We start from the raw sequence: 19,375 nt of genomic DNA on the forward strand, positions 1-19,375 counted from the left end.
TCAGCGGCGGCCGCCGATCATGGTCCGCACCAGCCGGAAGCTCTGCCCCAGCGACACCGTCGGCAGGTACGCCCGGCCGACGGCGTTGCCGATGCTCGGCAGGGCGGCCGGGTCGGCGAACGTCATGTGCATCGCCACGTACCGGGGCTGGAACTTCGACTTGAACGCCAGCAGCGACCGGAACCCGTACACCGGCTCCAGGGTCCGGCCCAGCAGATCGAGCACACTGTCCATCACCGCCGACAGGCTCGACGACTCCGACCGCTCCCGCTCGTCGGCGTCGCCGTCCGGCTGCTCGACCTTGGCGAGGGGGGCACCGGACAGGCTCAGGAACTGCGCCCCCTCCTCCTCCAGCTTCAGCGCCGCCGATGCGATGAGGAACTCCATCGCCGGACGGAACCCCTCGGCCCGGCGGCGCATGAAGTCCAGGGTCCAGCCCACCACCCGACCGTCCTGATACACCGGCAGCCAGGACGTCACCCCGTGCACGGTGCGGTCCTCGTCGACGGCGATCAGGCAGCGCACCTCCGGATCGTCGACCTCGTCGAGCCCACCGAGCGTGAACCCCATCTCGGGCATGCCCTTGTCGGCCACCCACTCCTCCGAGATCGCGGTGATCTGGTCGGTGATCGCCCGCGGGGCGCTCGGGAAGCTGACCCATTCCGCTGCGATCCCCGACTTCTTCGCCTTGTTCAGGGCGGTGCGGACATCCTGGAACCGCTTACCGGTGAACGCGATCCCGCCCAGATCCAGCACCGTCTCCTCGGCGACCTGGATGCCGCTCCAGCCGAGGGCGTCCGTGACGTCGCGGACCTCACCGGTCACCGAATAGAAGCACGGGATCCACCCGTTGGCGGACGCGAACTCGGCGAAGTGCTCGACGTTGTCGCGCAACCGGTCCGGCGGGCCCACCGGGTCGCCCGTCGTGAGGGCGACACCGGCGAGGACGCGGTAGGCGACGTATCCGGTGCCGTCGGCCGAGAACCAGTAGTTGTTGCCGCGCCACGTCGTCATCCACGACAGCGGGCTTCCGCTCCCCGACTTCAGCAGGGCCCGTGCACGTTCGGCGGCCGCCGAGTCCGATCCGATGGCCGGGCTGAGGAACGTGGCGGCGACCAGCGCGCACAGCGCGACCCAGAACACCACCCCGGTCCACTCGTACAGCAGCGTCGCGGGAATGCTCACCGGCAGCAGCCGGGGGTCGAGCCACTGCAGGTACACGGGCGGGATCAGCCGCTCCGGGAAGTCGGCGAGCAGCGTCGTGAACCCGGGCCGGGGGTCGAACCCGTTCCGCGCCCACAGTCCGCCGAGGACGTAGAAGACGGCGAGACCGGCGAGCAGCGACACCAGCACGACCGCCAGCCGCCGGTAGGTGCCGGTCGGGGCCGCGACGTCGAAGAACCGCCGGGTGGCGAGCAGCACGATCAGGATCGCCAGCGGTGTCAGGAACGGGACCAGCGTCCGGTACAGGTTCGGGTCGGCCAGACCGTAGAACAGGGAGGCCTCGTTCAGCGAGTCGACGAACCGGACCGCGAAGTTGAGCAGCGACAACACCAGCAGGACGACCTGGGCGATCACGGACGCGACCCACGCGAAGCGACGGCCCCGTCGGAGGCCGTCGCTGAGGGTGAGGAGGAACAGGGACGGCATCAGACTGAGCAGGGTCGGGCCGACCCCGGACAGGCGCAGTTCGAGCAGTCCCCGACGGCATTCGGGGTCCGTCGCCGACACCTCGCACAGGTCGCGCACCTCGCCGGCGGTGTACGGGACGCCGCGGAACAGGTCACGCAGCACGGCGAGCGGGCCGACGGCCTCCGCGGACAGCGCGGCGATCATCGGCCCGATCGCGCTGGCCGCCACGACGATCGCGACCAGCACCCGGCCCTCCCGCTGGGTGCCCGCGATCCGCTCACCCCGCGCCGACCGGCCGACGATCCACCGGCCGATCACCAGACCCACGACGGCCGCGGCGAGCCGGACCACGTCCTGCAGCGATCCACTGAACAGGGCCAGGGTGATCGTGAACGCGAAGACACCGACGCGGATCCGCCGCCGCCACAGGGTGCCCATGTTCGAGCTGGCCACCATCGCGGCGCCGACGATCCAGGTGCTGGGGCCGACCGCCATGCCCACGTGCAGCCGGAAGCCCCAGTTCGCGTCGACGACCTTCGCGACCGCGGCCACCGCCAGTGCCAGCAACCCGCCCAGCACCTGGGTGGCGACCGCGGCCAGCGTGAACCGCGCCGACCCCATGCGGCGTTCCAGCGGTGCCGCGGCCACGAGGACGAGGACGGTGGTCGACAGGTACGCGAGGACGTCGTCGCCCCACAGGCCGGCGCTCAGCAGCGTCCACACCGAGCCGTTCTGGAACGCCCGGATACCGATCGCCACGTGCTGGGACAGCGCGTGGGAAGGGCCGCCGATCACGCTGGACGTGGTGATCCCGAGGATCCAGATCACGAGGAGCAGCGAGAAGCTGACCGGTGCTCCCCGCACCCATTCCAGTGCCCGCCCGCTCTGTCCCCTGACCGTGGCCGCCGCACCGTGCCCTGTTGCCGCACTGTCGTCGGTCTTCATCCCCCAGGTACCCACTCTCCGCGATGTCGAGAACGAAAGCTTGCCCGGCGGGTCGGCCGCTGCCCACCCGACCGTAATCCACCCGTTCGAACTATGGCCAATACCACACGCCGTGGCGCAGTTTTACTACTACCAGTAGTACGTATCCGCGTCGTCGTATCCGTAGAATCGGTTTATGGCTGGACTCGGCGAACTCGAACGCGCAGTGATGGATCACCTGTGGTCCACATCGGAACCGCAGACGGTGCGGCAGGTACACGAGGCACTGGCGGCGCGCCGTGAACTCGCGTACACGACCGTCATGACGGTCCTCCAGCGGCTGGCGAAGAAGCACCTCGTCATCCAGCAACGCGACGACCGCGCCCACCGGTACCTGCCGGTGCACCAGCGCGAAGAACTGGTCGCGAGCCTCATGGTGGACGCCCTGCAGCAGGCCGACAAGTCCGGTAGTCGTGCTGCCGCGCTGGTGCACTTCGTGGGCCAGGTCGGCGCCGACGAGGCCGACGCGCTGCGCGAGGCCCTCGCCGCACTGGAAGCCAAGGAGCGATCCGCCGGAGACAACCAGTCGGGAACCGTTCGCGCCGGCTGACGTTCGTCATGCATGATGAGTAGGACATGGACGCCACCACCGCGCTGGTATTCGGAGTACTCGCACTTCTTCTCGCAGGGCCGGTTCCTGCGCTGTTGAGCCGGGCCCGATGGCCGCATCGCGCCCCCCGAGCCGCACTCGTGCTGTGGCAGGCCATCGCCCTGGCCGCGGTCCTCTCCGCGTTCAGTTCCGGTCTCGCGATCGCCAGCCAACTCCTCGTTCCCGGCCCGGACGGACGCCCCACCACCGCACCGGTGGCCGAGATCGACGCCCTGGGCCTGCCCCTGTGGCTGCTCTACGTGGTCGTCTTCGGGCTCACCCTGCTGGTCGGCGCCAAACTGATGTTCGCGATCGTGCAGGTCGGGGTCCGCACCCGCCGCCGACGCGCCCGGCACCGCATGCTGGTCGACCTCCTCGACCGCTGCGACTCGACGTCCCCCCTAGCCCGCACCCCGGACCTGCGTGTCCTCGACGTCACCGAGCCCATCGCCTACTGCCTGCCCGGTCTGCGCCAGCGGGTGGTGCTGAGCCAGGGCACCTTCACCAACCTCGACGACGCGGAGATCACCGCGATCCTCACCCACGAGCGGTCCCACCTGCGGGCCCGCCACGACCTCGTGCTCGAGGCATTCACCGCCGTCAACGCCGCGTTCCCCACCGTGGTGCGCAGCAAATCCGCGCTGGGATCGGTGCAGCTGCTGGTGGAGATGCTGGCCGACGATTCCGCCGTCCGCGCCACCGGTCCGACCGCGCTGGCCCGAGCCCTCGTCGCCTGTTCCGGGTCGATCGCCCCGAAGGGGGCGATGGCCGCCGGCGGTCCCAGCACCCTGCTGCGGGTGCAGCGGCTGGCCTCCTCGGAGGCGGGAGCCCCGGTCGCTCTCGCCGCCTACGCTGCGTCCGCGGCCATCCTCGTGGTCCCCACCATCGCCGTCGCCGTCCCCTGGCTCACCGAACTGAGCCGGTTGTTCCGCGCCGTATAGTCGCCCACCTCACAACCCGCCGGGTTCGATAACCGGGCGCCCCGTCGCGTACACTGGTCGACGGTCGCCACTGCGGCCCATCAACACTGAAACGGCACACAGCCCAATTCCCCGCACTTCCGCGAATGGATTGACCAGGTGACATGTGCCCTGGCTCGTCCCTTTGTGCGTGCTGCATGACAGCCCCCGCTCCGCGACGCGCCCTAATGCCCGGAGAGGTATTTGCGTGACCAACGCTGTCCAGACGACGTCTGCCCCACTCGAGCAGGCCGAGACCGAAACCCCGGATCAGACCGCCACCGGAGCCGACGCGGCCACCGTGACGTTCGCCGAGATCGGCCTGCCCGCACCCCTGGTGCAGGCCCTCGCCCGTAACTCCATCACCACCCCCTCCCCCATCCAGGCGCTCGCCGTCCCGGACGCGCTGGCCGGCACCAACGTCCTCGGCCGCGCACAGACCGGATCCGGCAAGACCCTCGCGTTCGGTCTGCCGATGCTCACCCGCCTCGCCCGCCACGAGGACCGGCCGGCACCCAAGCGTCCCCGCGCGCTGGTGCTCGTGCCCACCCGGGAACTCGCGTTCCAGGTGGTCGACTCCCTCAATTCGTATGCGGGCGCCATGGGTGTGACCGTGCGCCCCGCCGTCGGCGGCACCCCCTTCACCAAGCAGGTCGACCAGCTGCGCCGCGGCGTCGACATCCTCGTCGCCACCCCCGGCCGCCTCGGCGACCACCTGCGCCAGGGCACCTGCATCCTCGACTCCATCGAGATCACCGCGCTGGACGAGGCCGATCAGATGGCCGACATGGGCTTCCTGCCCGAGGTCCGCTCCATCCTCGGCGAGACCCCCGCCGACGGCCAGCGCCTGCTGTTCTCGGCCACCCTGGACCGTGAGGTTCAGTCGCTGGTCCGCCAGTTCCTGCCCGACCACGTGCAGCACTCCACCGAGGACGGTCGCGCCAGCGTCGACACGATGGAGCACTACGTGCTGCTCGTCGACCGCGGTCAGAAGGACAACGTCCTCGCCGAAATCGGTGCCCGCGAGGGCGGCCGCACGATCATGTTCGCCCGCACCAAGCTCGGCTGCGAGGGAATCACCGACCGGCTCCGTGCGGTCGGGATCGCCGCCGAGGCGCTGCACGGCGGCAAGGCGCAGAACCAGCGCACCCGCGTCCTCGAACGGTTCAAGAACGGCCGCACCCCGGTGCTCGTCGCCACCGACGTCGCCGCCCGCGGCATCCACGTCGACGGCATCGACCTGGTCGTACACGTCGACCCGCCGGCCGACCACAAGGACTACCTGCACCGTGCGGGCCGGACGGCGCGCGCAGGCGAGAAGGGCACCGTCGTCGCGATCGTGCTTCCCAACCAGAAGCGCACGTTCCGCCGGCTGACCGGGATGGCGGGCGTCGACGCCACCGCCGTGCCCGTCACCCCCGGTTCGGAGAAGCTGGCCAGCATCACCGGCGCCAAGGCGCCCAGCGGAGAACCGGTGCGCGACACCTACTTCCGCAGTGAGCGCGGCGGCGACCGCAAGTTCGGTGACCGCGGACCCCGCCGCGAGGGCGGATACGCCGGTCGCGACGGCGGCGGGTACCGCGGCAACCGGAACGATCGCGGCGACCGCGGCGAGCGCAGTTACGGCGATCGTCCGTCCGGTGGGCGCGGCTTCGAGGGTCGCGGCCCGCGCCGCGACCAGTCGGACACCCGGTCCGGCGGATACCGGGGCGAACGACCCCAGCGCGACGGTGACAACCGTGGCGGCGGATACCGCGGTGACCGCGACAACCGCTCGTTCGGTGACCGGGCTCCGCGCCGCGACTTCGGGGACAGCGGTCCCCGCCGCGAGTACGGAGGCGGCACCGGCGCCCCGCGCCGCGACTTCGGTGACCGCGGCGACAGCCACCGCGGGTCCGGCGAGCGCAGCTTCGACCGCGGTGCTCCGCGCCGCGACTTCGGCGACAACCGCGGCGGCGCAGGCGGGTTCCGTCGCGACGACCGCCGCGACGAGCGTCGTCCCGCATCGACCGGTGGCGGGTTCCGCAGCCGCACGGAACGTCGTTCGTACGACGGCTTCGACGGACCGCAGCGGGAGCGCCGCAGCTGATCCACCCCTGACCGACACAGAAGGCCGGCCCTCGCACATGCGAGGGCCGGCCTTCGTGTGTTTGGCTTGGTCGTCGAGGTGTTCGTAGCCGCCGATTTCACTACCGCCGAGCGAGAGGGAATGCTGTATCCATGACTATCGACAACACTGAGGGTGCCCGCGCCCAGATCGGCGTCACGGGACTGGCCGTCATGGGCTCGAACATCGCCCGCAACTTCGCCCGGCACGGTCACACCGTCGCACTGCACAACCGCAGCATCGCGAAGACCGACGCTCTCATCGCAGAGCACGGCAGCGAGGGCGATTTCGTCCGGACGGAGACGATCGAGGAGTTCGTGGCGGCGCTTCAGAAGCCGCGCCGCGTGCTGATCATGGTCAAGGCCGGTGACCCCACCGACGCCGTCATCGAGGAACTCGCCTCGGCGATGGAGCCCGGTGACATCATCATCGACGGCGGCAACGCCCTGTACACGGACACGATCCGACGCGAGGCGTCCCTCCGGGAACGCGGCCTGCACTTCGTCGGCGCCGGCATCTCCGGTGGCGAGGAGGGCGCGCTGAACGGCCCGTCGATCATGCCGGGCGGACCGAAGGAGTCGTACGCGGCCCTCGGACCGCTGCTCGAATCGATCGCCGCACAGGTCGACGGCACCCCCTGCTGCACGCACATCGGCCCCGACGGCTCCGGGCACTTCGTGAAGATGGTCCACAACGGCATCGAGTACGCCGACATGCAGCTCATCGGCGAGGCGTACAACCTGTTCCGCGACGCGCTCGGCTACGACGCCGACCAGATCGCCGACGTGTTCACCGAATGGAACGCCGGCGACCTCGAGAGCTACCTCGTGGAAATCACCGCCGAGGTCCTGAAGCAGAAGGACGCGAAGACCGGCAAGGCCCTCGTCGACGTGATCGTCGACGCCGCCGAGCAGAAGGGCACCGGCCGCTGGACCGTCAAGTCCGCGCTCGACCTCGGCGTCCCGGTCACCGGCATCGCCGAGGCGGTGTTCGCCCGCGCCCTGTCCGGCTCGCGCGCGCAGCGCAAGGCGGCCGTCGGTCTCGCCTCCGGCGTTCTCGCGGACAAGCCCACCGACGCCGCACAGTTCACCGAGGACATCCGGCAGGCGCTGTATGCGTCGAAGGTCGTCGCGTACGCGCAGGGATTCGACCAGATCGCGGCCGGTAGCGCCGAATACGACTGGGACCTGCACCCCGCCGACCTCGCGACCATCTGGCGCGGCGGCTGCATCATCCGCGCGCGGTTCCTCAACCGCATCAAGGACGCCTACGACGAGAACCCGGCGCTGCCGAGCCTCATCCTGGCGCCGTACTTCCGGGACGCCATCGAGACGGCCATCGACAGCTGGCGCCGCGTGGTGTCCACCGCCACGCTGCTGGGTATCCCGGTGCCGGCGTTCGCGTCGTCGCTGTCCTACTACGACGCCCTGCGCGCCGAGCGGCTGCCGGCGGCCCTGACCCAGGGACAGCGAGACTTCTTCGGCGCCCACACCTACGAGCGGGTCGACGCGGAGGGCAAATTCCACACCCTCTGGAGCGGTGACCGCAGCGAAGTGCAGGTCTGAGCCGCCTCGGCATCCTGTTCCCGGCCGTGACGCACCGCGGGTGCGTCACGGCCGCGGCGTCGGAAGACCCTCGTCGCAGGCGGTAGCCTTCCGATATGCCCGACCACGAACTTCCCCCGCCCGCACCGGTGGGTGAGTCGTTCCTCACGCTCGGTCTCCCCGCGGTGATGATCCACGCCCTCGACCGCGGCGGCATCGCGGCGCCGTTCCCGATCCAGGCGGCCACCATCCCCGACGTCCTCGCGGGCAGGGACGTGCTGGGCCGGGCCCCGACCGGATCCGGCAAGACCCTCGCGTTCGGGCTGCCGATGCTCGTGCGACTCAAGGGCGCCGCCAGCAGGCGCGGCTATCCGCGCGGCATCGTCCTGGTCCCTACCCGCGAACTGGCCCTGCAGATCGAGCGGGCGCTGGACGAACCGGCGCTGTCGGTGGGACTGCGGGTGGCGAACGTCGTCGGCGGTGTGCCCGTCAAACGCCAGGTCGAGGTCCTGTCCCGGGGCGTCGACCTGCTGATCGCGACGCCGGGACGCCTCGCCGACCACCTGACGCAGGGATCGGTGTCGCTGGACGACGTGACGGTGCTGACCCTCGACGAGGCCGACCACATGGCCGACCTCGGGTTCCTGCCGCAGGTCACCACGATCCTGGACCGGACCCCGGCGGACGGTCAGCGGCTGCTGTTCTCGGCGACCCTCGACGGCGACGTCGACGCCCTCGTCCGGCGGTACCTGCGCGACCCGGTGACGCACGCGACGGCGCCGGCCGCGGCGGCGGTGCCGACGATGCGGCACCACCTCCTGTACGTCGACAGGGAGGACAAGTATTCGGTTGTGGCACATATCGGTTCACGCTCCGGTCGGACGTTGATGTTCGTGCGCACCAAACACGGTGTGGACCGGGTGGCGAAGGAACTGCACGCCGCCGGCGTCGCGGCCGGCGCCCTGCACGGCGGGAAGGCGCAGAACAACCGCACCCGCACCCTCGAATCCTTCGCCGACGGCACCACCCCGGTCCTGGTGGCCACCGACGTGGCGGCCCGCGGCATCCACGTCGACGGCATCACGCTCGTCGTGCACGTCGATCCGCCCACCGAGGCCAAGGACTACCTGCACCGTGCGGGGCGGACCGCGCGCGCCGGCGAGTCCGGCGTGGTGGTCACCCTCGTCACCGAGGAGGAGCGCGCCGAGGTCGAGAAGCTGACCCGCAAGGCCGGGATCGACGTCGACGGCACCCCGGTGCGGCCCGGCGACCGGGTGCTGGCCGAGATCACCGGCGCCCGCCGCCCCAGCGGGAAGGCGGTGCCCGCGCCCGACACGAGGGCCCCCGCGCAGGACACCCCGAGGAAGGGCCGGCAGGCGCACGACCCCGGTGGGCGGCAAGCCCGCCGCGGCAGGCCCGGCGACAGCGAGGCGTCCCGGGCGGGTGCCCGCCGCGGCCGCAGACCCGGACCTGCGTCAACTCCGCACGGACACCGCAACCGAGGGGCACACTGAGAGGCATGTCCCTGCCGTTCGCATCGATGGTGTGCGCGCTGATTGCGGCGCTGCTGTTCGCGTGCGCGTCGGTGGCGCAGCAGAGCGCGGCGTCCGCGGTCCCCGAGGACGCCGGGTTGATGACCACCCTGCTGCGCAGTCCACGCTGGTGGGCCGGTTTCGTCGGCGACGGCGGCGGCTACGTGATGCAAGCGGTCGCGTTGGCGCTGGGATCGGTGCTGGTGGTCCAGCCGCTGCTGGTGACTGCCCTGCTGTTCGCGCTGCCGTTGTCGGCGAAATTCTCCGGCTACCGGCTCACCCGCGCCACGTGGGCGCTCGCCGTCGCCCTGGCTGTCGCGCTCGCGATCTTCCTGGTGGTCGGCGACCCCACCGAGGGGAACATCGACGCCCCGTTCCGGGAATGGCTGGTGCCGCTCGGCATCCTGCTCGCGGTGGTGGCAGTGGCCGCCTCCACCGGGATGTCGAAGATCGACCCCGGGTGGCGGGCGCTGCTGCTCGGTGGGGCGGGCGGCATCCTCTACGGGGTGGCCGTGGCGTTCACCAAATACGTCGTCGAACTCGTGCCGCGCGGGCTGGGGGCGGTACTGAGCAGCTGGCAGGCGTGGGCGCTCGTCGCCGCCGGTCTGGTCGGCGTGTACCTGCAGCAGCGCGCCTTCCAGGTGGGACCGCTGTCGACGTCACTGCCCGCGCTGACCATCGCCGAACCCCTCGCCGCCGTGTTCCTCGGCATGACCGTCCTCGACGAGCGCCTGCGGGTGGAAGGACCCGGCCTCGTCGTGGTCGGCTGCGCGGTGGCGGTGATGCTGATCTCGACCATCGGACTGTCCCGGTCGCAGGCGCAGCGGACATCCGACACCGCCGCAACTTCCCCGGTATCGTCCTGACGTGTGCAGTTCCTCGACGGGCATCGCCCTCCCTATGACCTGACGTACGACGACGTGTTCCTGGTGCCGAACCGCACCGAGGTCACGTCGCGGTTCGACGTCGACCTGTCCACCGCGGACGGGGCCGGCACCACCATTCCGATCGTCGTCGCCAACATGACGGCCGTGTCGGGACGCCGCATGGCGGAGACCGTCGCCCGCCGCGGCGGCCTGGTGGTTCTCCCGCAGGACCTGCCGGCGCCCGCCGTCGCGGAGACCGTGTCGTTCGTGAAGAGCAGGCACCTGGTGGCCGACACTCCGGTCACGCTCGGCCCCGACGCCGCCGTGTCCGACGCCCTGGCGCTGCTGCCGAAGCGGGCGCACGGGGCCGTGGTCGTCGTCGAGAACGACCGTCCCGTCGGCGTCGTCACCGAGGCCTCCTGCACGGACGTCGACCGGTTCGCCCGGCTGCGGTCGGTCGCGTTGACCGACTTCGTCACCGCCCCCGTGTCCGCGTCGCCGCGGGAGGTGTTCGAACTCCTCGAGGGCACCCACGACTCCCTCGCCGTCATCGTCGAACCGGACGGCACCCTCGCCGGTGTCCTCACCCGCACGGGCGCCATCCGCGCCGGCATCTACCGGCCCGCCGTCGACGGCGACGGCCGGTTGCGGATCGCCGCGGCCGTCGGCGTCAACGGCGACGTCGCCGCGAAGGCCCGCGCCCTGGTGGATGCGGGCGCCGACCTGCTCGTCGTCGACACCGCTCACGGCCACCAGCAGAAGATGATCGACGTCCTCGGCGCGCTGAAGAAGGCCGACCTCGGCGTCCCGCTGGTCGCGGGCAACGTCGTGTCCGCGGCCGGTACCCGGGATCTGATCGACGCGGGCGCCGACATCGTGAAGGTCGGTGTCGGGCCGGGCGCGATGTGCACCACCCGCATGATGACGGGTGTCGGCAGGCCGCAGTTCTCCGCCGTCGAGGAGTGCGCCACGCAGGCGCGGGCGATGGGCGCGCACGTGTGGGCCGACGGCGGCGTCCGGCACCCCCGCGACGTGGCGCTCGCCCTCGCCGCGGGCGCGTCGAACGTGATGATCGGATCATGGTTCGCGGGCACCTACGAGTCCCCCGGCGACCTGCGGGTGGACCAGGCGGGCAACGCGTACAAGGAGAGCTTCGGGATGGCCTCCAAACGGGCCGTCGCCGCCCGCACCGCCACGGACACCGCGTTCGACCGGGCCCGGAAAGGCCTGTTCGAGGAGGGCATTTCGAGTTCCCGGATGCGCCTGGACCCGGAACGTCCCGGCGTCGAGGACCTGATCGACCACATCTGCTCGGGGGTGCGCAGCACCTGCACGTACGCGGGGGCGCGGACTGTGGAGGAACTGCACGAGCGGGCCGTGCTGGGTGTGCAGTCCGCCGCCGGGTTCGCCGAGGGCCGCCCGCTGCCGGCCGGTTGGTGACGTCCGCATCCTGATGCGCCGGTAGGTGTCCTGTTCCACGGAACCGGACATCCACCGGTATCATGGGTCGCTCAACCCCACCAGTTTCTCGGCGCCGGACCCGTCCGGGCCGTCGAGGCCGAACGAGAGGACTCCGGTGCCCGCGGCACCCACACACGCAGCAAGCGCCCCACCCGCCGACGTCTCCGGGAGTGTCGTCCCCTCGCGCTCCGTGGAATCGGACTCCGATTCCGCCGGTTCGGAGGGCTCCTCTAGCGAGCCGGGTGACAAACCCGGCGACCCCCGTTTCTCCGCTCGGCGGCGATGACCGATGGACATCGCGCTCAGCATTCTCGCCCTGCTCGGCTTTCTCGCCCTGACCGCGGGTACCGCACTGTTCGTGGCGGCCGAGTTCTCCCTCACCGCCCTCGAACGCAGCACCGTCGACGCCCACGCCCGGGACGGCGACCGCCGGGCCCGGCAGGTGCAGCACGCCCACCGCACGCTGTCGTTCCAGCTGTCCGGGGCGCAGCTCGGCATCACCATCACCACGCTGATCACCGGTTATCTGTCCGAACCGGTGCTCGCCCGCTTCATCACCCCAATCCTCGACGCGATCGGATTCAGCGAATCTGCCGCCGCGGCAACGTCGTTGGTGATCGCGCTGCTCCTCGCGACGTCGTTCTCGATGGTGTTCGGTGAGCTCGTCCCGAAGAACCTCGCCATCGCCCACCCCCTGCCCACGGCACGCGCGACCGCCGGCGTGCAGGCCGGGTTCTCGCTGATCTTCAAGTGGGCCATCAAGGGGCTCAACGGAACCGCGAACTGGCTGGTGCGGCGCCTCGGCATCGAACCGGCCGAGGAGCTGCGCTCGGCGCGGTCCCCGCAGGAGCTCGGTTCCCTGGTGCGGACGTCGGCGCAGCGCGGCGCCATCGACAAGGCAACGGCCCTGCTCGTCAACCGCTCGCTGCGCTTCGGCGAACGCACCGCCGAGGAACTGATGACCCCGCGTGTGAAGATCGAGACCCTGGCCACCACCGACACGGTGGCCGACCTGATCAACACCGCCGCCCGCACCGGGTTCTCCCGCTTCCCGGTCGTCGACGGCGACCTCGACGACGCCGTCGGTGTCGTCCACATCAAGCACGCGTTCGCGGTGCCCGCCGGCCGGCGGCGGACCACGCGCCTGAGCTCCCTCGCCCAGAAGGTTCCGGTGGTGCCGTCCAGCCTCGACGGTGACGCCCTGATGGAGCGCATCCGATCCGACGGCATGCAGGTGGCGCTCGTCGTCGACGAATACGGCGGCACCGCCGGCATGGTGACGATGGAAGATCTGATCGAGGAGATCGTCGGCGACGTCCGCGACGAACACGACGAACCGGAGATCGACGTCCAGCGGATCGGCGACGGCTGGTCCTGCTCCGGGCTGCTCCGCGTCGACGAGGTATCCGACACCACCGGGTACACGGCCCCCGAGGGCGAGTACGAAACGCTGGGCGGGCTCGTGCTCACCGAGCTGGGCCGGATACCCGACGAGGGCGACACCGTCGAACTTCCGGTGCCCGAGGGGCACCACTCCGGCGGCCGGTGGGTCGCGACCGTGACCCACATGGACGGCCGGCGCATCGACCGGGTGCTGCTCACCCCGGAACCCGAGGAGAGCGGCGACACCGAAGACGACGGGGAGGACGACGATGAGTGACCTCTTCGGTGTGCTGCTCACCTTCGTGCTGCTCGCGGGCAACGCCTTCTTCGTCGGCGCCGAGTTCGCGCTGATCTCGGCGCGCCGCGACCGGCTCGAGGCGTTGGAGGCGCAGGGCAAGAAACGCGCCCGCACGGTGATCACGGCGGGCGAGAACCTGTCCCTGATGCTGGCGGCCGCGCAGCTCGGCATCACGATCTGCTCGATCCTGCTCGGTAAGGTCGCCGAACCGGCGATCGCGCATCTCCTGGAGGTGCCGCTCCACGCGGTCGGGTTGCCCGCCGGGCTGCTGCATCCGGTGGCGTTCACGATCTCGCTGGCCCTGGTGGTGGTGCTGCACATCCTGCTCGGGGAAATGGTGCCGAAGAACATCGCACTCGCGGGCCCGGAGCGGTCGGCGATGCTGCTGGTGCCGTTGCACCTCGTGTTCATCAAGCTGGCCCGCCCGCTGATCTCGTTCTACAACCTGTGCGCCAACCTGACGCTCCGGTTGCTGCGGGTCGAGCCCAAGGACGAACTCGACGTCACCGTGTCGGCGGTGGAATTGTCCGAGATGATCGGCGAATCCCGGTCCGAGGGACTGATCGACGCGGAGGAGCACCGGCGGCTCACCCAGGCGCTGGAGACCACCGACCGCCTGGTGAGCCAGGTGATGATCCCCCTCGCCGAGGCCCGGACCATCCCGCTGACGGGCGGGGGAACACGGCTCGGGGCCATCGAGGAGGCCGTCGTCGAGACCGGCTACTCCCGCTACCCGGTGCGCGCCGAGGACGGCTCCCTGGTCGGGTACCTGCATCTCAAGGACGTGCTCGACGACATCCTCGACGAGGAGGCCGGACCCGACACGGTGATCCCCCGCTCGGATATCCGCCCCCTCCCGAGCATGTCGACGACCACCCCGCTCGCGGAGGCGCTGGCGATCCTGCGGCGCGCCAGCTCCCACCTGGGGGCGGCGGCCGACCCGTCCGGGCGGATCGTGGGCATCGTCGCGCTCGAGGACCTCGTCGAGGAGTACGTGGGCACCGTGCGCGACGGCACCCACCGGGTCAACGGCGTGAACCCGGGACAGCGGACGAGCTGAGCGGATGGACGTTCTGGACGCGTCGGAGTGGGCCGCGCGCCGCGACCGGCACCGGGCGCGGGTCTCGGCCCTGATCGGACCGCACCTGGAGCGCCGGGAACGCGGCGAGACCCACCCGGTGATCGACTTCCTCTTCACCTACTACAGCTACCGGCCGAACCAGTTGCTGCGCTGGCACGCCGGGTGGGGAACCGTCCTCGCCGACGGGGCGGAGTACGCCGACCTCCGGGGTTATCACCGCACCGACGGCGGTGTCACCGTAGACCCGGCGTTCGTGCGGCGCCGCGCGGACACGGTCGCCTTCACCGCGCGGCTGATGGCGGCGACCGCGGAACGTCCCGCCCACCTGTCCTGTTTCGGGCTGCACGAGTGGGCGATGGTGTACCGGGCCGGGGAGGTCCGGCACGGCAGCGTCCCGCTGCGGCTCGGGCCGGGCGGCACCGACTCAGTCGTGGAGGCGGCGCAACTGCGCTGCACCCACTACGACGCGTACCGGTTCTTCACCCCCGCCGCCGAACCGCGGAACAGTATCCAGCTGACCCGGGACGACCAGGTCGGGCGGGAGCAGCCCGGATGCCTGCATGCGTCCATGGATCTGTACAAGTACTGCTACAAGCTGGCGCCGATGATCGACTCGGACCTGACCGTCGACTGCTTCGAACTGGCGCTCGCCGCACGCGAACTCGACATGCGGGCCAGCCCGTACGACCTCACCGACTTCGGGTACACCCCGATCCCGATCGAGACCCCGCACGGCCGCGCCGAGTACGTCCGGCAGCAGTCGGCGCTCGCGACCCGCGCCGCCCCGCTGCGTGCCGCATTGCGCGACCGGTGCCACCGGTTGCTCGCCACCGTGGGGCCATGACACTCCCGGTGCCCGACCACGACGTCGGGGCCTACCTGGCGGCCCGGTTGCCCGTGTTCGCGTTGGCGGCCGGTTCGGTCGCGGCCCTCACCGGCGCCGTCGACCGGCTCGACGCCGCGCACGGGCGCGCACCCCGCACGTGGCGGCTCGACCCGGAGCGGATCGCCGCGTCCTTCGCCTCCGACCGGCTGCTGCGGGTATCGGGTGCCCCGGTGTCGGGTTTCGCGGAACTGTCCGGGTTCTTCGCGGCGGCGGACGGCTGGGTGCGCACCCACGCCAACTACCCGCACCATCGCAGGCGGCTACTGGCGGCGCTCGGGCTGCCGGACGACGCCGGCCGGGACGCGGTGACTACCCGGATCGGCGGCCTGACCGCCGCCGACGTCGAGGACCGCGCCGCCGCGGCGCAGGCGGTGGCCGTGCGCGTGCGGACCGCGGACGAGTGGACGGCGAGCACGCAGGGTGCCGCCGCCGCGTCCGGCGACCTCGTGTCCACCGCCGTGCACGCCGCTGGAACTCGCCCCGAAGCCAGGCACCGCTCCCGCATGATTCCCGGCTCGGGTCCGCTGGCGGGGGTGCGGGTCCTCGACCTCACCCGGGTGATCGCCGGCCCCGTCGCCACCCGCACCCTGGCACTGCTCGGCGCCGAGGTGCTGCGGATCGATCCGCCGGCCCTCCCGGAGATCGTCGTGCAGCACCGGGACACCGGGCAGGGCAAACGCTCCGCGTTGCTCGACGCGCGGTCCGCGGACGGCAGGCCGGTGTGGGAGAGCCTGCTCGCCGAGGCCGACGTGGTGGTCACCGGATACCGTCCGGGGGCGGTGGACGGGCTGCTCGACCACGCCCCACCGCATCTGGTGCGGGGACGGGTGTGCGCCTGGGGTGGCTCCGGCCCCTGGGCGGCCCGCCGCGGGTTCGACAGCATCGTGCAGGCGGCGTCGGGGATCGCGCGCATCGAGGGCGGCGACACCCCCGGCGCGCTCCCCGCGCAGGCGCTCGATCACGCGACCGGGTACCTGCTCGCCGCCGGCATCCTCGACGCGCTCGCCGCCGGTCACCGGGACGGCCGCGGCCGGTCCGTCGACGTGTCCCTCGCCCGGACCGGGGCGTGGCTGCTCCGGGCGGACGGCCGCACCGAGAATCCGCCGCCGCCCGCGGTGCCCGGGCCCCGCTGCCTCGTCACGCACGGCGACCTGGCAACCGCCCGGCCCGCCCTCACCGAATTCGACGACTACCCGTTCCCGGCCCGGCCCTGGGGCGCCGATCCCCCGGCGTGGACCGGTCTCACACCGGTGCCGTGAACCGCGGGCTCGGATCCCCGGTCAGATGCCCCGGCGGCAACCGGCGCCCGCACAGCACGAGCAGCAGGTCCTGCGCGGATCCGTGCAGCGGTGCGCCGTCACCGTAGGTCCAGCTGCGATCGTCCGCCGTCAACCGCACCCCCGTCAGGTCGGTGCCGAAGTACTTCACCTGCTTCGGGCGGATCCCGTCGAGGACCCGGTCGAGGCGGTCGTCCGGGACCCGGCGGTCCAGGCCCAGCGCCACCGAGACGTCGAGACCGTGGATCACGTCGTGGGAAAGTGCCCCCTCGAAGCCGCCGCCCGGCGGCTTCCACGGGTGCGCCACGTTCTCCTCGACGGTGCGCAGCAGTTGCTCGCCGGTCAGGGTCCGCGCGTCCGCGCGGGCCTGCCCGTCCGCCATCCGGTTGAACTTGCCGCGCGCCTTCACCATTCCCAGCACGAACCGCGGCGCCGACAGGCGGTACGGCATGGTGATGTGCGCGATCACCTCCCGGGTGCGCCATCCCGCGCACAGCGACGGCGCATCCCATTGCTCCGGCGTCAGTCCCGCCAGCATCGACGCCACATCGCGTCGCTGCGCCGCCACCCAGTCCGGTGCCGTGTCCCCAGCCATGTCCGTCTCCTCCGCTCGCCGTGTCGTGCTCTACGTGAACAGACCGCGCCCGCCCGCGAAACTCACCGCGCGGCCGTGAAGAATGGTCGCGTGACGACACACCACTACACGCTGACGGTCACCTTCCCCGTCCACCGCCCGTCGGTGGTGACCGCATGAGCCGGCGGAAGCTGATCGTCGACGTCGACACCGGCATCGACGACTCCCTGGCGTTGCTGTACCTGCTGGCCAGCCCGGACGCCGAGATCGCGGGCATCGCCAGCACCGCCGGCAACGTGCCGGTCGAACAGGTCGCGGCCAACAACCTGAACTGGCTCGCCCTCTGCGGCGCCCCCGACATCGAGGTGACGCTCGGCGCCCGGGTCCCGCTGGCGTGCCCGCTGCGCACCACCGAGGACACCCACGGACCGCAGGGCATCGGGTACGCCGTCCTCCCGCCGGCCGGGCGGTCGCTGTCGGAGCGGGACGCCACCGCCCTGTGGGTGGACCTGGTCCGGGCCCACCCGGGCGAGCTCACCGGTCTGGTGACCGGTCCGCTGACGAATCTGGCCCTCGCCATCCGCGAGGAACCCGCACTGCCGCGGCTGCTGCGGCGCCTGGTCGTGATGGGTGGGGCGTTCAACCACCCCGGCAACACCACGCCCACCACCGAGTGGAACGTGTCGGTGGACCCGGAGGCGGCCAAGGAGGTGTTCGACGCGTTCTCCGGGCTACCGGCGGGCCGGCGTCCCATCCTGTGCGGTCTGGACGTCACCGAGACGATCGAGATGACACCGGATCACGTGCGGCGGCTGGCGGAGGCGGCGGGCAGCAGCCCCGACGAGATCATCTCCCCCGACGACGAGCCGGAGGTCCGCTCGACGGCGAGCAACCCGGTGATCCGGCACCTGTCCGACGCCGTCCGCTTCTACATGGATTTCCACCGCACCCACGGGCAGGGTTTCCTGGCGCACATGCACGACCCGTTCGCGGCGGCCGTGGCGTTGAACCCGGCGATCGCCCGGACCCGCCCGGCCACCGTCGACGTCGAATTGCACGGCCGCCTCACCCGCGGCACCACGGTCGCCGACTGGGTGGGGCACTGGAACCGGGAACCGAACGTCGACATCGCGGTGAGCACCGACCCGGCCGCGTTCTTCGACGATCTCGTCGACCGGGTCGGGCGCTTCGCGAAGTCAGTCGGCTGAGGCGTCCGTGCCGTCGAACGCGTCGAGGATCTCGGCGGCGGCCAGCGCCGCCGTCAGTGACCCGTCACGCACCTGCTGCTCGACGTCGCCGCGGATCGCCTTGACCCGGGTGTTGGACGCGAGCCGGCGCAGCAGCTGGTCGTGGACCATCGTCCACGTCCAGTCCACCTGCTGACGGCGCCGGTTCTCCTCGAACTGCCCGGCCGCGGTCAGCACGTCCCGGTGCCGGCAGACGGTGTCCCAGAAGTCTTCCAGCCCGACGCCCTCGAGACCGCTCATCGTGATCACCGGCGGCGTCCAGACGGCGTCGTGCGGGTAGATCAGCCGCAGCGCACCCGCGAGTTCCCGGGCTGCGCCCTTCGCCTCCCGTTCGTGCTTTCCGTCCGCCTTGTTCACGGCCACCAGGTCGGCGAGTTCGAGGACGCCCTTCTTGATGCCCTGCAACTGGTCGCCGGTGCGGGCCAGGGTGAGGAAGCAGAAGCAGTCCACCATGTTCGCGACCGTCACCTCGGACTGGCCGACGCCCACCGTCTCGACGAGGATGACGTCGAAACCGGCGGCCTCGAGCAGCACGATCGTCTCGCGGGTCGCCTTCGCGACCCCGCCGAGGGTGCCCGACGTGGGTGACGGCCGGATGTAGGCGTTCTTCTCGACGGTCAGCCGCGCCATCCGCGTCTTGTCGCCCAGGATGGATCCGCCGGTGCGCGTCGACGACGGGTCGACGGCCAGGACCGCCACCCGGTGGCCCTGCCCGATCAGGTGCATCCCGAGCGCGTCGATGAACGTCGACTTCCCGACGCCGGGCACCCCGGTGATCCCGACCCGGTGCGCCTTCCCCGACTCCGGCAGCAGTTCGAGCAGCAACCGCTGCGCTGCCTCCCGGTGGTCGGTGCGGGTGGACTCGACGAGGGTGATGGCCTTCGCCAGGCCGGCGCGTTGATTGGCGCGCACGGCCTGGGCGAGGGCATCGATGTCGACTGGAGGCCGTCCCATG

16 protein-coding genes are annotated in these 19,375 nt (G+C 71.4%); 12 read left to right on the forward strand and 4 right to left on the reverse strand.

Features of this window, described 5'->3' with window-relative positions; translation table 11 throughout:
* Entirely contained in the window at positions 1–2,577 is a 2,577-nt protein-coding gene (locus H0B43_RS01950) for a bifunctional lysylphosphatidylglycerol flippase/synthetase MprF (RefSeq protein WP_185729533.1), read from the reverse strand.
* A gap of 175 nt (positions 2,578–2,752) precedes the next feature.
* Between H0B43_RS01950 and H0B43_RS01955 the strand changes: the two genes are divergently transcribed.
* From H0B43_RS01955 to H0B43_RS01985, 7 genes are all read left to right on the forward strand, one after another.
* A complete protein-coding gene (locus H0B43_RS01955; protein WP_073366722.1) occupies positions 2,753–3,166 on the forward strand; it encodes a BlaI/MecI/CopY family transcriptional regulator in 414 nt (137 codons plus the stop codon).
* A gap of 26 nt (positions 3,167–3,192) precedes the next feature.
* Entirely contained in the window at positions 3,193–4,146 is a 954-nt protein-coding gene (locus H0B43_RS01960) for a M56 family metallopeptidase (protein WP_185729532.1), read from the forward strand.
* 226 nt (positions 4,147–4,372) lie between these two features.
* The gene (locus H0B43_RS01965; protein WP_185729531.1) at positions 4,373–6,253 is read left to right on the forward strand and encodes a DEAD/DEAH box helicase; all 1,881 of its coding nucleotides are present in this window, start codon (positions 4,373–4,375) and stop codon (positions 6,251–6,253) included.
* Between the two features lie 131 nt (positions 6,254–6,384).
* Positions 6,385–7,836 carry an NADP-dependent phosphogluconate dehydrogenase gene (gene gndA, locus H0B43_RS01970; protein ID WP_185729530.1) on the forward strand — a complete coding sequence of 484 codons (1,452 nt, stop codon included), beginning with the start codon at positions 6,385–6,387 and terminating at the stop codon, positions 7,834–7,836.
* 95 nt (positions 7,837–7,931) lie between these two features.
* The gene (locus tag H0B43_RS01975; protein ID WP_185729529.1) at positions 7,932–9,329 is read left to right on the forward strand and encodes a DEAD/DEAH box helicase; all 1,398 of its coding nucleotides are present in this window, start codon (positions 7,932–7,934) and stop codon (positions 9,327–9,329) included.
* Between the two features lie 5 nt (positions 9,330–9,334).
* Complete coding sequence (locus tag H0B43_RS01980) at positions 9,335–10,213, forward strand: DMT family transporter (RefSeq protein WP_185729528.1); 879 nt, start codon at positions 9,335–9,337, stop codon at positions 10,211–10,213.
* A gap of 3 nt (positions 10,214–10,216) precedes the next feature.
* A complete protein-coding gene (locus tag H0B43_RS01985; RefSeq protein ID WP_185729527.1) occupies positions 10,217–11,653 on the forward strand; it encodes a GuaB1 family IMP dehydrogenase-related protein in 1,437 nt (478 codons plus the stop codon).
* A 60-nt stretch (positions 11,654–11,713) separates the two neighbouring features.
* On the opposite strand, the gene H0B43_RS01990 is transcribed toward H0B43_RS01985, so the two are convergent.
* The gene (locus H0B43_RS01990; RefSeq protein WP_252189872.1) at positions 11,714–11,971 is read right to left on the reverse strand and encodes a hypothetical protein; all 258 of its coding nucleotides are present in this window, start codon (positions 11,969–11,971) and stop codon (positions 11,714–11,716) included.
* On the opposite strand from H0B43_RS01990, the gene H0B43_RS01995 reads away from it, so the two are divergent.
* From H0B43_RS01995 to H0B43_RS02010, 4 genes are read left to right on the forward strand one after another with little or no spacing between them, the layout of a single operon-like run.
* On the forward strand, positions 11,964–13,334 hold the full coding sequence (locus H0B43_RS01995) for a hemolysin family protein (protein WP_185729525.1): 1,371 nt from the start codon (positions 11,964–11,966) through the stop codon (positions 13,332–13,334). The two genes, H0B43_RS01990 and H0B43_RS01995, sit on opposite strands and share 8 nt — an antisense overlap.
* Positions 13,327–14,415, forward strand: coding sequence for a hemolysin family protein (locus tag H0B43_RS02000; RefSeq protein ID WP_185729524.1), 1,089 nt, complete (start codon positions 13,327–13,329; stop codon positions 14,413–14,415). Before H0B43_RS01995 ends, H0B43_RS02000 begins: the two co-directional genes overlap by 8 nt.
* A gap of 4 nt (positions 14,416–14,419) precedes the next feature.
* Entirely contained in the window at positions 14,420–15,280 is an 861-nt protein-coding gene (locus H0B43_RS02005; RefSeq protein WP_185729523.1) for a 3-methyladenine DNA glycosylase, read from the forward strand.
* Positions 15,277–16,581, forward strand: coding sequence for a CoA transferase (locus H0B43_RS02010; protein ID WP_185729522.1), 1,305 nt, complete (start codon positions 15,277–15,279; stop codon positions 16,579–16,581). The genes H0B43_RS02005 and H0B43_RS02010 overlap by 4 nt, the downstream gene beginning before the upstream one ends.
* On the opposite strand, the gene H0B43_RS02015 is transcribed toward H0B43_RS02010, so the two are convergent.
* On the reverse strand, positions 16,565–17,194 hold the full coding sequence (locus H0B43_RS02015) for a maleylpyruvate isomerase family mycothiol-dependent enzyme (RefSeq protein WP_185729521.1): 630 nt from the start codon (positions 17,192–17,194) through the stop codon (positions 16,565–16,567). The two genes, H0B43_RS02010 and H0B43_RS02015, sit on opposite strands and share 17 nt — an antisense overlap.
* A 155-nt stretch (positions 17,195–17,349) precedes the next feature.
* Here H0B43_RS02015 and H0B43_RS02020 point away from each other — a divergent pair, with 155 nt between their 5' ends.
* The gene (locus H0B43_RS02020; RefSeq protein ID WP_185729520.1) at positions 17,350–18,381 is read left to right on the forward strand and encodes a nucleoside hydrolase; all 1,032 of its coding nucleotides are present in this window, start codon (positions 17,350–17,352) and stop codon (positions 18,379–18,381) included.
* Here the strand turns inward: H0B43_RS02020 and meaB are convergent.
* Positions 18,370–19,374, reverse strand: a complete 1,005-nt coding sequence (meaB, locus tag H0B43_RS02025) for a methylmalonyl Co-A mutase-associated GTPase MeaB (RefSeq protein WP_185729519.1) — start codon at positions 19,372–19,374, stop codon at positions 18,370–18,372. The genes H0B43_RS02020 and meaB overlap by 12 nt on opposite strands.
* Between the last annotated feature and the right edge of the window lies 1 nt (position 19,375).

The sequence above is a fragment of the Rhodococcus sp. 4CII genome (assembly GCF_014256275.1).
GTDB classification, from domain to species: Bacteria; Actinomycetota; Actinomycetes; order Mycobacteriales; family Mycobacteriaceae; genus Rhodococcus_F; species Rhodococcus_F wratislaviensis_A.